The organism is Bradyrhizobium sp. TM102, assembly GCF_009176685.1.
Classification (GTDB): Bacteria; Pseudomonadota; Alphaproteobacteria; order Rhizobiales; family Xanthobacteraceae; genus Bradyrhizobium; species Bradyrhizobium ottawaense.
The window spans coordinates 4296488-4310573 of record NZ_AP021855.1; the positions used below are offsets into that span (position 1 = coordinate 4296488).

Below are 14086 nucleotides of genomic sequence, written 5' to 3' on the forward strand. Positions count from 1 at the left end.
CGCATGGGCCAGGAAGATCCCCGCGCTTACCAGACCCATCAGTGCCGAAACCGTCTCGATCATCGTTAAATTCCAAATCCCACCCTTGCATCCGAGAGAACGCGTGCGGCCTTGCACAGTCAAAAGAATTCCAGTGAAGGCAGCGACAATGGGGGTGGAGTGAGGATTTGGCGCAACAGAATGTCCAGCCGTGGCACAGAGTCGGTGCCATCGCTCCGTAGAACAACGGAAAAATGCGAACGTCTCGTTTACCATCCCGGCGGGATCGCCGTGGGCTCCCCATTTCCGCCGTGTTCGGGTTGCGTTATCGTTACCGCTTCCGACGCGGTGGTGGGCCGCCTCGGATTAGAGGACCGGACAGCGCTCCCCGTGGCCAAAGCGGGTTGGGTACGCCTCCGGCAAAGTGGTATTTGGGGCGCATGGGGATCCGTCGGTCAGATTCGGTTTTGCGGGCCGCGCGTGGTGCTGCGGCGGTCGCGGCCTGCGTTGCGCTTGCCAATTGCGCCTCCTCCAACAAATTCGCCAGCCGCGTCGATCCGAAATACGGCGTATCCTCGAGCCCCCGGGTCGTGGCGTTCGGGGACCCGGTCCCGAAGGGCGGCGGCACCTACCGCGTCGGCAAGCCCTATGTCGTGGCGGGCCGGACCTACGTGCCGGAGGAAGACGTCAACTATCGCGCCGAGGGCATGGCGTCCTGGTACGGCGACGACTTCCACGGCCGCCTGACCGCCAATGGCGAAGTGTTCGACATGACCTCGCTGACCGCGGCGCATCCGACCCTGCCGATGCCGTCCTATGCGCGGGTGACCAATGTCTCGAACGGCAAGTCGCTGATCGTGCGCGTCAATGACCGCGGGCCCTATCACGGCAACCGCCTCATCGACGTCTCGAACAAGGCGGCCGAACTGCTTGAATTCAAAGGCAATGGCGTCGCCAAGGTCCGCGTCGAATATGTCGGCCGGGCGCCGCTCGAAGGCTCCGACGACCGCCAGCTTCTGGCGACCCTGCGCACCGGCGTTCCGGCGCCGTCGCCCTCGATGGTCCGGGTCGCCTCGGCCAAGCCCTTCGTGCCGGAATTGCCGGGATCGAGCCGCGTTGCCATTCGCGGCGACGTGCCGATGCCGGAGGGGCGGCCCTATAATCTCGGCACCACCTCCGCCGACATGGCCTCGCTCAACGCGACCTCGGAAATGTCGGCCTCGAGCCGCAGCCGGGGCCGGGCGGTCCACAACACCCGCGCCGTGTCCTATGAAGAGGACGGCCGCTACGCCGCCGAGAATGCGCCGTCGTCGGCCGACGGGGCCGCCGAGGCCCGCAGCATCCTGAGCGGCCGCGGGCTCTACTAGACTGCGCTTTCGTTCAGGAATTGCACCAGCGCCGCGTTCACCTCGTCGGGCCGTTCCTGCTGCACCCAATGGCCGGCGCCCTCGATGATCAGCTTTCGCTTCAGATTGGGCAGCACGCGCTCGAGCTCGTTGACGCGCTTGGCGCCGATCAGGCCGGTGATGACGGCGTCCCTGGAGCCGGCGATGAACAACGAGGGCTGATGGATCTGCGCGTCCTGCCAGGGCGCCGTCAGCTCCCAATTGCGGTCGATGTTGCGGTACCAGTTCAGCCCGCCGCGAAAGCCGGACTTGCGGAAGCTCTCGGTGAAATAGGCGAGATCTGCCTCGCCGAGCCAGGCGGGCAGCGGCTCCTCGGCGGTCGCGTGGCTGAGAAAGCCCTTGCCCTCCTGCACGAACATGGCGGCGGTGGGATCGGCAAGGCCGCGTCCGCCGAGCACGATGCGCATGGTGCGGGCGACGTCGCGTTCCAGCTCGGCCTCGGCGACGCCGGGCGCCTGGAAGTACTGCCAGTAGAAATTGGTGACGCCGCCCTGGCGCAAGAGGTCGAGCGGCTTGCCGCGGCCGCGGAACGGCGGCGGCACGCTAAGGCCGGCGACCGCCGTGAAGATGTCCGGGCGGAACAGCGCCGCGTGCCAGGCGACCGGCGCGCCCCAATCGTGGCCGACCACCATCGCCTTGGTTTCGCCGAGCGCCTGCACCAGGCCGACCACGTCGCCGACCGTGTCGAAGATCGAGTAGGCGGCAACCTCAGGCGGCGCGGCGCTTTGGCCGTAGCCGCGCATGTCGGGGGCGACGACGTGAAACCCGGCCGCGGCGAGCGCGGGGATCTGGTGGCGCCAGGAATAGGACAGCTCCGGCCAGCCATGGCACAGAACGACCAGCGGACCCTGGCCGGCTTCGCGGATGAAGAGATCGATGCCGTTGGCCTTGATCACGCGGGTGGAAGACATCGCTTTTCCGCCTTGTTTCAGGGGTTTGGTCGAGAAACATAAGGCGCCACGATAGGGGCGCGGCGAGAATCGTGCAATCTCGCGGCAGGCGTCCAACGTCGTGTTGTTCGCACCGGTTCCAGCTGTTAGAACGCCGCTCTCAGGGCTTGGCCATGGCATTTCGTCCTTCTTCGCTTCGTCGCAGCCGCTTCACCGCGAGGGCGCTGGTGCGCGGGCTGATCGCGACGGTTGTGGTCGTGGGCGTCGGCTGGAGCGGGGCACTTCTGGCCGCCAACCAGAGCATCCAGGGGGCCAAGAAGCCGGACGATGCCGGCTTCGACGGCGATGCCCCGACTGCGATCCTGATCGAGGCCTCCTCAGGCAGCGTGCTGTTCGAGAAGAACGCCGACGAGCTGCGCGCGCCCTCCAGCATGATGAAGCTGATGACGGCGGAAGTCGTCTTCAATGCCATCAAGAAGGGCGACATCAAGCTCACCGACGAGTACCGGATCAGCGAGAATGCCTGGCGCCGGGGCGGCGCGCCCTCGGGCGGCTCGACCATGTTTGCCGCCATCAACAGCAAGGTCTCGGTCGACGATCTCCTGCACGGCGCGATCATCCAGAGCGGCAACGATGCCTGCATCGCGCTTGCCGAGGCCATGGCCGGCAACGAGAAGATCTTCGCGGCCGACTTCATGACCAAGCGCGCGCGTGAGCTCGGCATGACCAAGTCGACCTTCGGCAACTCCAACGGCTTGCCCGACCCCGCCAACAAGATGACGGTGCGCGAGCTCGGAATCCTCGCCCGGCACATTATCCTGGACTTCCCCGAATTCTACAAACTGTTCGGCGAGAAGGAGTACACCTGGAACAAGATCCGCCAGCCCAACCGCAATCCGCTGCTCAACTCGATGGAAGGCGCCGACGGCCTGAAGACCGGTTATACGAAGGAGGGCGGCTACGGTATGGTCGGCTCGGCCGTGCAGAACGGCACGCGGCTGATCGTCGTCGTCAACGGATTGGAAGATCCCGAGGATCGCGCCACGGAAGCCAAGAAAATGCTGGAGTGGGGTTTCCGCAATTTCGAGACCCGCACGCTGATCGCGGCCGAGCAGCCGGTCGGCTACGCCAAGGTGTTCGGCGGCGAGAGCCGTTCGGTCAAGCTCGTCGCCAAGACTCCGGTGAAGGTGATGGTGCACAAGAACGGCAGCGACAAGCTGATTGCGCGCGTCGTCTATAGCGGTCCGGTGCGGGCGCCGGTCGAGGCCGGCCAACGGGTCGGCGTGGTCAAGGTCTGGCGTAGCGGCAACATCGCGGTGGAGACGCCGGTCTATGCGGCCGAAGCGATCGGCACCGGCTCGACCGTGCGACGTGCGATCGACGGCGCCAGCGAGCTCGTGATCGGCATGTTCCGCGCAGGCGCCGAGAAGCTCTGATCATGAGTGAGAGCGCGCCACAGCGGCCGTCCGGACGCGGACGCTTCATCACCTTTGAAGGCGGCGAGGGCACCGGCAAGTCGACCCAGATCAAGAAGCTCGCCGACCGTCTCAAGGCGGCAAAGCTCCGCATCCGCGTCACCCGGGAGCCGGGCGGCTCGCCGGGCGCCGAGATCATGCGTCATCTGGTGCTGTCGGGCATGGGCAGGCTGCTCGGCCCCGAGGCGGAGACGCTGCTGTTTGCCGCCGCGCGCGATGACCATGTCCGCACCGTGATCCTGCCTGCGCTCAACCAGGGGACCTGGGTGCTGTGCGACCGCTTCGCCGACTCGACGCGGGCCTATCAGGGTAGCCTCGGCCAAGTGCCTGAGGGCCTGATCAACGCGATGCAGCGGGTCACGATCGGCGATCTCAAGCCGGACCTCACCATCATCCTCGACCTGCCGGTCGAGATCGGCCTGCAACGCGCCGCCGCGCGCCGGGGCGGTGGCACGCCGGACCGGTTCGAGGGCGAGAAGCTGAGCTTCCACCAGGGCCTGCGCGAGGCCTATCGCAAGATTGCCGAGGACGATCCCGCACGCTGCGTGCTGATCGACGCCAATTCCGACCCTGACACGGTTGCGGGCCGTGTCTGGACGGCGCTGCGCGATCGTCTTCTTCCCACGCCAGCCTCGGCGGTTTCCGTATGAGCCCGCGTCAGACCGAGCGCGAAACCGGCATTCCGCATCCGCGCGAGACATCGAAACTGTTCGGTCATCGCGAGGCGGAGACCGCGCTGTTGACGGCCTATCGCAGCGGCCGCATCCCTCACGCCTGGCTGATCGGCGGGCCGCAGGGCATCGGCAAGGCGACCCTGGCCTATCGCATGGCGCGCTTCGTGCTAGCCCATGGCCAGCCGCTTGCGCCTTCCGTGCAGCGCGCCGAAGACCTCGCGATCGATCCCGATGACGCCGTGGCGCGGCAGGTGGCGGCCGGCTCGCATGGCGGCCTGCTGACGCTGGAGCGTACCGCCAACGATCGCGGCGTGATGCGCACCGTGATCACCGTGGACGAGACGCGCGAGACGATCGGCTTCTTCGGCTCGACTGCCGCGGCCGAAGGCTGGCGCGTCTGCATCGTCGATACCGTCGACGAGCTCAATCCGAACGCGGCCAACGCGCTGTTGAAAATCCTCGAGGAACCGCCGCAGCAATCGCTGTTCCTCTTGGTGAGCCACGCGCCCGCGCGCGTGCTCGCCACCATCCAGTCGCGCTGTCGCAAGCTTCGCCTGCGATCGCTCGCCACGAATGATGTGATCGGGGCGGCGGCGTCGGCGGCCGAGCTCGATCCGAACGATCCAGCGCTGCGCGAGGCGGCGGAGGCCTCAGAGGGCAGCGTTGCACGGGCTCTGACTCTCCTCGGCGGCGACGCGCTCAAGCTCCAGCAGCGCACGGCGGCGCTGCTCGCGCGCCTGCCGCAGGTCGATCCGCGCGAATTGCACACGCTCGGCGATTCGCTCGGCACCAGTGACCGCGTCGCGCTCGCGGCCTTCATCGACGGCATCGATCGCTGGATCGCGGAACGCCTGCATGCGGACGAGGCCAATGCCAACCAGAACCTGCCGCGCCTTGCGCGCCTAGCCGAGGTATGGGAAAAGATCGTCCGCGCCGCGCGCGACACCGAAACCTACAATCTGGAACGAAAGCCCTTGGTTTTCTCGGTGTTCGGCTGGCTGGCGGACGCAACGCGCTAAAGCATGATCCGGAACAGTGCGCAGCGGTTTTCCGAAAGATCATGCGCAAATCAATAATCGAACCCAGGTTCGTCTCCAGATTTCGAGAAGCCGGTAAAGGAATTCGTCGTGGCAACGCGAGCTAAGAAAACTGCTAAAGGCAAGGGCCGCAACAAGGCTGCGAAGAAAGCCGCAAAGAAGGCCGTGAAGGCGCGCGCGTCCAAGGCCAACGCCAAGGCGGCCAAGAAAGTCAAGAAGACCAAGAAGGCCACGGCCAAGAAGGGCGCGAAGAAGAGCGCCGTGAAGACGGCAAAGAAGGCGGTCAAGAAGGCTGCGAAGAAGCCGGCTGTCGCCAAGAAGGCTGTGAAGAAGGCCGCCAAGAAGCCAGCCAACAAATCAGCCAAGACCCCCGCCAAGTTACCTGCGAAGACGGTGGCCAAGAAGGCGAGGCTGGTCGCGCCTGTGATCGCAGCGCCGGCCCCCGCCGCCACGCCGCCGAAGGCTGCCAAGCCGAAGGCCCCGCGCGCGCCGAAGCCCGCTGCAGCTCCGCAAGCCGCAGCGCCCGCAGCCGCACCAAAGGCTGCCGCGCCCGTTGCCGCCCCCGCACGCGACAACGTCTTCTACATCACGACCGCCATCGCCTATCCCAACGGCAGTCCGCATATTGGCCACGCCTATGAGGCGATCGCGACCGACGTGCTCGCGCGTTTTGCGCGGCTCGACGGCAAGGACGTGTTCTTCCTGACCGGTACCGACGAGCACGGCCAGAAGATGGTGCAGACGGCGGCCGGCGAGAACATGGCCGTATCCGCGCTCGCTGCCCGCAATGCCGGTCGCTTCAAGGAGATGGACGAGCGTCTGAACGTGTCGTTCGACCGCTTCATCCGCACCACCGAGGAGCAGCATCATCGCTCCAGCCAGGAGATCTGGCGGCGCATGGAAGCGAGCGGCGATATCTATGCCGACATCTATGCCGGCTGGTATTCCGTGCGGGACGAGGCGTATTACGCTGAGGATGAGACGCGCCTGAACGATGACGGCGTCCGGCTCGGCCCGCAGGGCACGCCGGTCGAATGGGTCGAGGAGAAGAGCTATTTCTTCCGCCTGTCGGCATACCAGGACAGGCTCTTGAAGCTCTATGCGGAACATCCCGATTTCATCGGGCCGGATTCCCGCAAGAACGAGGTGGTGAGCTTCGTCAGAGGCGGCCTGCGTGATCTCTCGATCTCGCGCACCACCTTCGATTGGGGCGTCAAGGTGCCTGGCGACGAAGAGCACGTGATGTATGTCTGGGTCGACGCGCTGACCAACTACATCACCGGCGTCGGCTTCCCCGATGAGAGCGACAAAAACTGGCGCTATTGGCCGGCCGATGTGCACATCATCGGCAAGGACATCATCCGTTTCCACGCGGTGTATTGGCCGGCGTTCCTGCTTTCGGCCGGCATCCCGCTGCCGAAGCGGGTCTATGCCCACGGCTTCCTGTTCAGCAGGGGCGAGAAGATGTCGAAGTCGGTCGGCAACGTCGTCGATCCCTTCAATCTTGCCGACCAATACGGCGTCGACCAGGTGCGCTATTTCTTCCTGCGCGAGGTGCCGTTCGGACAGGACGGCAACTACAACCACGAGGCCATCGTGGCGCGCATCAACGCCGACCTCGCCAACGATCTTGGCAACCTCGCGCAGCGTTCGCTGTCGATGATCGCCAAGCAACTCGGCGGCGTGCTGCCCGAGCCCGGCGAATTCAGCGCCAACGACAAGGCAATCCTGGCGATGGCCGACGGCATGGTCGCCGCATCGCGCGAGGCCATGGCAACGCAGCAGATCCATCACTGGCTCAACGCCGTCTGGGCCGTGGTTGCGGAGGCCAACCGCTATTTCGCGGGCGAGGCGCCGTGGGCGCTCGCCAAGACCGACCCGGCCAGGCAGAAGACGGTGCTCTACGTCACGGCCGAAGTCGTGCGCCAGATCGCGATCCTGGCGCAGCCAGCGATGCCGACCGCTTCAGGATTGCTGCTCGACAGCCTCGGCATCCCGGACGGGGAGCGCAACTTCGTCATGCTCGGCGGTTCCAAGCGCATCGCACCCGGCTCGACCCTGCCGGCGCCAACGCCGGCGTTCCCGCGCTACATCGAGCCGGCAGCCTAGGACGTTTGCGCGATGCTGGTCGACAGCCACTGCCATCTGGATTTTCCGGATTTTGCGGAAGATCTCGACGGGATCGTATCGCGGGCACGCGCGGCCGGCATCGGCCGCATGGTCACGATCTCGACCCGGGTCCGGAAGCTCGACCAGCTTCTGGCCATCACTGAACGCTATGACGATGTCTACTGCTCGGTCGGCACTCATCCACATAACGCGGATGAGGAGGACGGTATCGCGCCGGACGAGCTGGTTGCGTTGACGGAGCATCCCAAAGTCGTCGCGCTCGGCGAGGCCGGGCTCGATTATTTCTACGACAACGGCTCGCCAGAGGCGCAGGCGAGGGGCTTTCGCGCCCACATCGCCGCCGCCCGCACCACCGGCCTGCCGCTGGTGATCCACACCCGCGAGGCCGACGCGGACTGCGCGCGCATCCTGGAAGAGGAGGCGGCCAAGGGGGCGTTTCGCGCCGTGCTGCATTGTTACACCGGCGGGCGCGAGCTGGCGCTGAAAGCGGTGTCACTCGGGCTCTATATCGGTTTCACGGGCATCCTGACCTTCAAGAAATCGGAGACCTTGCGGGCGCTGGCGGCCGAACTGCCGGCCGATCGCATTCTGGTCGAAACGGACTCGCCCTATCTTGCGCCCGGCAAGTTCCGGGGCAAACGCAACGAGCCCGCTCATGTAGTCGAGGTCGCAAAAGTGCTGGCCGCGACGCGCGGCGTGTCGCTTGACGAGATCTCGCGCCAGACCAGCGAAAACTTCTTCCGCCTGTTCTCGAAGGTGAAAGCTTGAAACCGGGAGCCGCATGACGCTGACGCTGACCATCCTGGGCTGCGGCTCCTCCGCCGGCGTGCCGCGCCCGGCGCTCGGCTGGGGTGCCTGCGATCCCAACAATCCCAAGAACCGCCGCCGCCGCTGCTCGCTGCTGGTCGAACGGACCTCCGAGCACGGCACCACGCGCATCCTGATCGACACCTCGCCGGATCTGCGCGAGCAATTGCTCTCGACCAATGTCGATCACATCGACGCGGTGTTCCTGACGCATGAGCACGCCGATCAGACCCACGGCATGGACGATTTGCGTTCGGTCGTGATGCACATGCGCCGTCGTATCCCGACCTATTTCAACCAGTCGACGGCCAAGGACATCCTGTCGCGGTTCTCCTATTGCTTCATCTCGCCGGAGGGCAGCGACTATCCGCCGATCCTGACGCGGCATTCGATCGAAGCTGGCGAAAGCCAGACCGTTCTGGGGAAGGGCGGCGCCGTGACGATGACGGCCTTCCTGGTGCAGCACGGCAACATTCCCGCGCTCGGCTACCGCATCGGGGATGCGGCCTACACACCCGACCTCAACGACATCCCGCGCGAGAGCTGGGGTGCGCTGGAGAATCTGGACCTTTGGATCGTCGACGGTCTGCGCTACACCAACCATGTCAGCCATTTCAGCATCAACGACGCGCTGTCCTGGATCGAACGGTTCAAGCCGAAGCGCGCGGTCATCACCAACATGACGGCCGACGTCGATTACGAAGTGATCCGGCAATCGCTGCCCGCGGGCGTCGTGCCCGCTTTTGACGGGCTGCGGCTCGAGACGCACTGAGCGCACCGGCCTGGCGCGATACGGCCTCGCCGGCAATGGAGCGGGAGCCTCAACGCTGCCGAGACTTCCCGGCGCCGCCGGCGTCGATCCGCATTTGAAATGGGAAATCAGCTCAGGCCGAGATCGCCTTCACTGATCCCACTTCGTTGCGCAGCAGGAACTTCTGGATCTTGCCCGTGGACGTTTTCGGGATCGGCCCGAACACGACGGCCTTCGGTGTCTTGAAGCCCGACATGTGTTTGCGGCAGAACGCGATGATGTCGGCTTCGCTCGCGCTGGCGCCGTCCTTCAACTCGACGAAGGCGCAGGGCACTTCGCCCCATTTCGGATCGGGCTTTGCCACCACGGCGGCAAACAGCACGGCCGGATGCTTGTAGAGGATGTCCTCGACCTCGACGGAGGAGATGTTCTCGCCGCCGGAGATGATGATGTCCTTGGAGCGGTCCTTGATGATGACGTAGCCGTGCTCGTCGAGCACGCCGAGATCGCCGGTGTGAAACCAGCCGCCCTCGAAGGCTTCCCTGGTCGCCTTCTCGTTCTTGAGATAGCCCTTCATCACGATGTTGCCGCGGAACATGACCTCGCCGATGGTTTCGCCGTCGCGCGGCACCTCTTGCATCGTCTGCGGATCGATGACGGTGACGCCTTCCTCGAGCGGGTAGGGCACGCCCTGCCGGCGCTTCATGCGCGCGCGCTCGGCCGGCGGAAGCTCGTCCCAGCCGGGCTGCTCGGCGCAGACGGAGGCGGGGCCGTAGACCTCGGTCAGGCCGTAGACATGGGTCAGCTTGATGCCGATGCTCTCTGCACCTTCGAGCACCGCGACCGGCGGCGCGGCGCCGGCGATCAGGCCGACGACGCGGCGGGCCGCACCGCCCTTGGGCGCATCGGGTGCGTTGATCAGTGTGTTGTAGACGATCGGCGCGCCGCACATGTGGGTGACGCCGCGGCTCTTGATCAGCTCGAAGATCCTGGTCGGCTCGACCTTGCGCAGGCAGACATTGATGCCGGCGGCCGCCGCGATAGTCCAGGGGAAGCACCAGCCGTTGCAGTGGAACATCGGCAGCGTCCAGAGATAGACCGGATGCTGGCCGAGATTGCCGGCAAGGATGTTGCTGACGGCGTTGAGATAGGCGCCGCGATGATGGGTGACGACGCCCTTGGGATTTCCGGTCGTGCCAGAGGTGTAGCTCAGCGCGATCGCATCCCACTCGTCCTTTGGCGGAATCGCCGTGAACGCGGGATCACCTTCCGCGACTGCCGCTTCATATTCGATCTCGCCGATGCGACTGCCGCCTTTGAACGATGCGTCGTCGACGTCGACGACGAATGGCTTTGGCCCGCTCATCTGCGCGAGCGCGTCAGTTATGACGCCCGAGAACTCGGGATCGACCAGGATGATCTTCGCGCCGCCATGGTCGAGCTGGAATGCGATCGAAGGCGCATCGAGGCGGATGTTGAGCGCGTTGAGCACGGCGCCGGTCATGGGCACGGCGAAATGCGCCTCGTTCATCGCCGGGATGTTCGGCAGCATCGCCGCCACGGTATCGCCGACGCCGATGCCCTTGCGCGCGAGCCAGGACGCGAAGCGCCTGCAGCGCTCATAGGTCTGCGCCCAGGTGAAGCTGCGGCCCTCATAGACCGTGCTGACATGATCGGGATAGACGGCGGCGCTGCGCGCGAGGAAGCTGAGCGGACTCAGCGGCACGTAGTTGGCGGGTGTCCTGTCGAGCCCGATATTGTATTGGTTCTGCCGCTCACTCATCGACACCCTCCGTCAAACGCCTCAAAGGAATCCGATCGAGATCCACGGGAAGATCGCGACGATGATCAATCCCACCAGCAGCGCCAGCAGATAGCCCCAGATCGGGCGGATGCCTTCGGCCGGATCGACGCGTCCGATGGCGCAGGCGGCATAATAGCCGACACCGAAGGGCGGGGCGAATAGTCCGATGCCCATGGCGAGAATGATCACCATGGCGTAGTGCACCTCGTGCACGCCGACGGCCCGGGCGATCGGAAACAGCAGCGGACCGAACAGCACGATCGCCGGGATGCCCTCCAGCACGCTGCCGAGGATGGTGAAGGCCAGGATCGACACGGCGATGAAGGTCGCCGCTCCCCCGGGCAATCCGGTCATGGCCGCCGCCAGCGAGCGCGAGAAGCCTGATTGGGTCAGGCCCCAGGCCATACCTGTCGCCGTGCCGATGATCAGCAGGATGGCGCCCGACAGCGCCGCAGTCTCGACCAGCATCGGAAACAGCCGCGACCAGTCGAACCGGCGGTAGACGAGGAGGCCGACCAGGGCGCCATAGACGATGCCGATGGTGGAGACTTCGGTCGCGGTCGCGATGCCCTCGACCACGGCGTAGCGGATCACGAAGGGCAGCGCCAGCGCGGGCAGGGCGACGAAGAACGTCTTGCCGATCTCGCCACCGCTGGCGCGTCGGACATGGCTCATGTCCTCGTGGCGGTAGCGCCACCACACCAGCATGCAGAGCGTGATCGCGAGCACGACGCCGGGCAGCAGGCCGCCGGTGAACAGGGCGGCGATCGAGACGCCCGTCACCGAGCCGATCGTGATCAGCACGAGGCTCGGTGGAATGGTTTCGGTTTGCGCTCCGGTCGCCGCCAGAAGCGCGACGAGATCGCCGGGCTTGGCGCCGCGTTGTTTCATCTCCGGAAACAGCACGGGCGCAACGGCCGCCATGTCCGCGGCCTTGGCGCCTGATATGCCCGAGACCAGGTACATGGCGCCGACCAGCACGTAATGCAGGCCGCCGCGGACATGGCCGAGCAGGCTCGCCAGGAACGCCACCATGGCCCGCGCCATGCCGGTCATCTCGATCAGGAGCCCCAGGAACACGAATAGCGGCACCGAGAGCAGGATGAGGTGGCTCATGCCCTCGTCCATCCGCCCGACCAGCACCATGACTGGCGTGCGCGTGGTCAGCGCGAGATAGCCGAAGATCGCAAGGCCGAAGCCGAACGCAATGGGAACGCCGGCAAAGACGCAGAAGCCGGCGACGCCGACGAAGAAGATGATGAGGTTGAGATTGCCGAGCGGCCGCAGCAACGGCTCCGCCAGCCAGAACAGGCCGGTAATGACGGCAACGCTGACGACGGCAGCTGCGACCATCCGGTAATCGGCCGCGCGCAGCAGTCGCAACAAGGCAAAGGCCGCCATCAGCCCGATGCCGGCCGGCAGCGCGGCGGCGCGCCACATATTGGAGATCTGCAGCGCCGGCGTCGTGATGTAGCTCTCTTCGTAGGCGTAGTCGCAGGCTGGCCAGACGATCAAGACCAGGAACGCCAGCGCCGCCGAGGTCGCGACCAGATCCAGATAGGCCCGCATGGCAGGCTTGGCGCTGGCGACGATCGCGGTCATACGCATGTGCTCGGAGCGGCGGAACGCCACCGCTGCGCCCAGCATGGCGAGCCACAGGAACAGGATCGAGGCGAGCTCGTCCGACCAGATCAGCGGCCGGTGCAGGCCGTAGCGCGCGACTACGCCTGCAAACAGGATCACGATCTCGGCGACGACCAGGATCGCCGCCGGGATTTCGACGACGAGACCGAGCATGCGCTCGACCGAAGCCAGCACGGAAGGTCGGCGAGGGGACTGAAACGCCGCCTCGCCCACCACTGCGGTCACCTCGACCTCGACATGAGCCATGATGGCCCCAACGCGTTACGACAGCTTGCCGACGGCCTTTTCCAGGAGGTCCCAGGCCTGATCGCCATACTTGCCCTTCCACTCGGCATAGAAGCCGGCGGTCCGCAGCTTGTCGCGGAACGGCGCCACCGTGGGCTGATTGAAGGTCAGGCCCTTGGCCGCGAGCTCCTGCTGCAGATTGGCATTGAGCTTGGCGGTGTCCTCGCGCTCCTTGACGGCAGCGGCGTTGATGTTCTTGGCGACGACGGTGCGCACGTCCTGCGGCAGCTTCTCCCAGGCGCGGCGGTTGGCCAGGAACCAGAAGCCGTCCCACATGTGGTTGGTCAGCGAGCAGTACTTCTGCACCTCGTAGAGCTTGGCAGTGGAGATGATCGCCAGCGGGTTCTCCTGGCCTTCGACGATCTTGGTCTGGAGCGCCGAATAGACCTCACTGAAATTGATCGAGGCGGGCGCCGCGTCGAACGCCTTGAACATCGAGGTCCACAGCGGCGACACCGGCACGCGGATCTTGAAGCTCTTGAGGTCATCAGGGCCGGTGATCGGCTTGCTCGACGAGGTGGTCTGGCGGAAGCCGTTGTCCCAGATCTTGTCCATGACCTCGAGGCCGGCCTTCTTGATCTCGCCGCGGACATGGGCGCCGAGGTCGCCGTCCATGGCCTTCCAGACCGTGTCGTAGTCCGGGAACGCGAAGCCGATGCCGTTGATGGAGGCCGCCGGCACCAGGGTCGACAGGATCAGGCCCGATAGCGTGAAGAACTCGACGCCGCCGGAGCGGATCTGGCTCAGCATGTCGGTGTCCGACCCGAGCTGGTTGTTCGGGAAGATCTGGAGGTCGAACTTGCCGTTGGTCTCGGTCTTGATCGCCGCCGCCATCTCCTTGGCGCGTACGTTCAGCGGATGGGTGTCCGGCAGGTTATTGGCGTATTTGTAGGTGAACTCGGCGCTCTGGGCGCGGGCCACATGGGGCGCACCGATGCCGCCCAGGACCGCGGTCGCGGCGGAGGCCTTGAGAAGCGTGCGTCGGGAAAAACTCATGGGTCTGCTTCCTCGGAAGTTTGTTGTTGTTCTGAGACGCAAACCTATACGGACGGAAGGCCTGAAGGTCATCTGCGATCTCGCGAGGCCTCGCTTATTGCAGCCGGACAAGGTCCCGGCAATATCGGCTTTCGCAGAGATGGGGCCGGATTCAAAATCTGAAAAACGACCCCATGCACAGGAGCCGTCGAGAACCGGGGCAGCGTCG

General features: G+C 65.5%; 11 protein-coding genes. 7 read left to right on the forward strand and 4 right to left on the reverse strand.

All coding sequences use genetic code 11. The features are described from left to right. The first annotated feature begins 419 nt into the window (after positions 1-419). On the forward strand, positions 420-1346 hold the full coding sequence (locus tag GDN70_RS20585) for a septal ring lytic transglycosylase RlpA family protein (RefSeq protein ID WP_152102981.1): 927 nt from the start codon (positions 420-422) through the stop codon (positions 1344-1346). Here the strand turns inward: GDN70_RS20585 and GDN70_RS20590 are convergent. Then, positions 1343-2296, reverse strand: a complete 954-nt coding sequence (locus GDN70_RS20590) for an alpha/beta fold hydrolase (RefSeq protein WP_028144635.1) — start codon at positions 2294-2296, stop codon at positions 1343-1345. The genes GDN70_RS20585 and GDN70_RS20590 overlap by 4 nt on opposite strands. A 152-nt stretch (positions 2297-2448) precedes the next feature. On the opposite strand from GDN70_RS20590, the gene GDN70_RS20595 reads away from it, so the two are divergent. From GDN70_RS20595 to GDN70_RS20620, 6 genes are all read left to right on the forward strand, one after another. Next, entirely contained in the window at positions 2449-3711 is a 1263-nt protein-coding gene (locus GDN70_RS20595) for a D-alanyl-D-alanine carboxypeptidase family protein (RefSeq protein ID WP_038970319.1), read from the forward strand. Between the two features lie 2 nt (positions 3712-3713). After that, a complete protein-coding gene (gene tmk / locus GDN70_RS20600; RefSeq protein WP_038946786.1) occupies positions 3714-4400 on the forward strand; it encodes a dTMP kinase in 687 nt (228 codons plus the stop codon). Continuing rightward, the gene (locus GDN70_RS20605) at positions 4397-5443 is read left to right on the forward strand and encodes a DNA polymerase III subunit delta' (RefSeq protein WP_028144638.1); all 1047 of its coding nucleotides are present in this window, start codon (positions 4397-4399) and stop codon (positions 5441-5443) included. The genes tmk and GDN70_RS20605 overlap by 4 nt, the downstream gene beginning before the upstream one ends. A gap of 108 nt (positions 5444-5551) precedes the next feature. Continuing rightward, positions 5552-7570: a methionine--tRNA ligase gene (gene metG, locus GDN70_RS20610; RefSeq protein ID WP_152102982.1), complete on the forward strand. Its 2019-nt coding sequence runs from the start codon at positions 5552-5554 to the stop codon at positions 7568-7570. 12 nt (positions 7571-7582) lie between these two features. Next, positions 7583-8359, forward strand: a complete 777-nt coding sequence (locus GDN70_RS20615) for a TatD family hydrolase (protein WP_038946785.1) — start codon at positions 7583-7585, stop codon at positions 8357-8359. Between the two features lie 13 nt (positions 8360-8372). Beyond that, positions 8373-9170, forward strand: coding sequence for an MBL fold metallo-hydrolase (locus GDN70_RS20620; protein ID WP_028144641.1), 798 nt, complete (start codon positions 8373-8375; stop codon positions 9168-9170). A gap of 112 nt (positions 9171-9282) precedes the next feature. On the opposite strand, the gene GDN70_RS20625 is transcribed toward GDN70_RS20620, so the two are convergent. The 3 genes from GDN70_RS20625 to GDN70_RS20635 are packed head-to-tail and all read right to left on the reverse strand — an operon-like array spanning position 9283 to position 13878. Then, positions 9283-10932 carry an acyl-CoA synthetase gene (locus GDN70_RS20625; RefSeq protein WP_173015842.1) on the reverse strand — a complete coding sequence of 550 codons (1650 nt, stop codon included), beginning with the start codon at positions 10930-10932 and terminating at the stop codon, positions 9283-9285. 21 nt (positions 10933-10953) lie between these two features. Beyond that, positions 10954-12843 carry a TRAP transporter large permease subunit gene (locus GDN70_RS20630; protein WP_095424157.1) on the reverse strand — a complete coding sequence of 630 codons (1890 nt, stop codon included), beginning with the start codon at positions 12841-12843 and terminating at the stop codon, positions 10954-10956. 15 nt (positions 12844-12858) lie between these two features. Then, the gene (locus GDN70_RS20635) at positions 12859-13878 is read right to left on the reverse strand and encodes a TRAP transporter substrate-binding protein (RefSeq protein ID WP_028144644.1); all 1020 of its coding nucleotides are present in this window, start codon (positions 13876-13878) and stop codon (positions 12859-12861) included. Positions 13879-14086 lie beyond the last annotated feature (208 nt).

What these genes read in the sequence shown, in the direction of transcription:
- GDN70_RS20585 (WP_152102981.1), top strand. Translation starts at nt 420, where the DNA reads ATGGGGATCCGTCGGTCAGATTCGGTTTTGCGGGCCGCGCGTGGTGCT.
- GDN70_RS20590 (WP_028144635.1), bottom strand. Translation starts at nt 2,296, where the DNA reads ATGTCTTCCACCCGCGTGATCAAGGCCAACGGCATCGATCTCTTCATC.
- GDN70_RS20595 (WP_038970319.1), top strand. Translation starts at nt 2,449, where the DNA reads ATGGCATTTCGTCCTTCTTCGCTTCGTCGCAGCCGCTTCACCGCGAGG.
- tmk (WP_038946786.1), top strand. Translation starts at nt 3,714, where the DNA reads ATGAGTGAGAGCGCGCCACAGCGGCCGTCCGGACGCGGACGCTTCATC.
- GDN70_RS20605 (WP_028144638.1), top strand. Translation starts at nt 4,397, where the DNA reads ATGAGCCCGCGTCAGACCGAGCGCGAAACCGGCATTCCGCATCCGCGC.
- GDN70_RS20615 (WP_038946785.1), top strand. Translation starts at nt 7,583, where the DNA reads ATGCTGGTCGACAGCCACTGCCATCTGGATTTTCCGGATTTTGCGGAA.
- GDN70_RS20620 (WP_028144641.1), top strand. Translation starts at nt 8,373, where the DNA reads ATGACGCTGACGCTGACCATCCTGGGCTGCGGCTCCTCCGCCGGCGTG.
- GDN70_RS20625 (WP_173015842.1), bottom strand. Translation starts at nt 10,932, where the DNA reads ATGAGTGAGCGGCAGAACCAATACAATATCGGGCTCGACAGGACACCC.
- GDN70_RS20630 (WP_095424157.1), bottom strand. Translation starts at nt 12,843, where the DNA reads ATGGCTCATGTCGAGGTCGAGGTGACCGCAGTGGTGGGCGAGGCGGCG.
- GDN70_RS20635 (WP_028144644.1), bottom strand. Translation starts at nt 13,878, where the DNA reads ATGAGTTTTTCCCGACGCACGCTTCTCAAGGCCTCCGCCGCGACCGCG.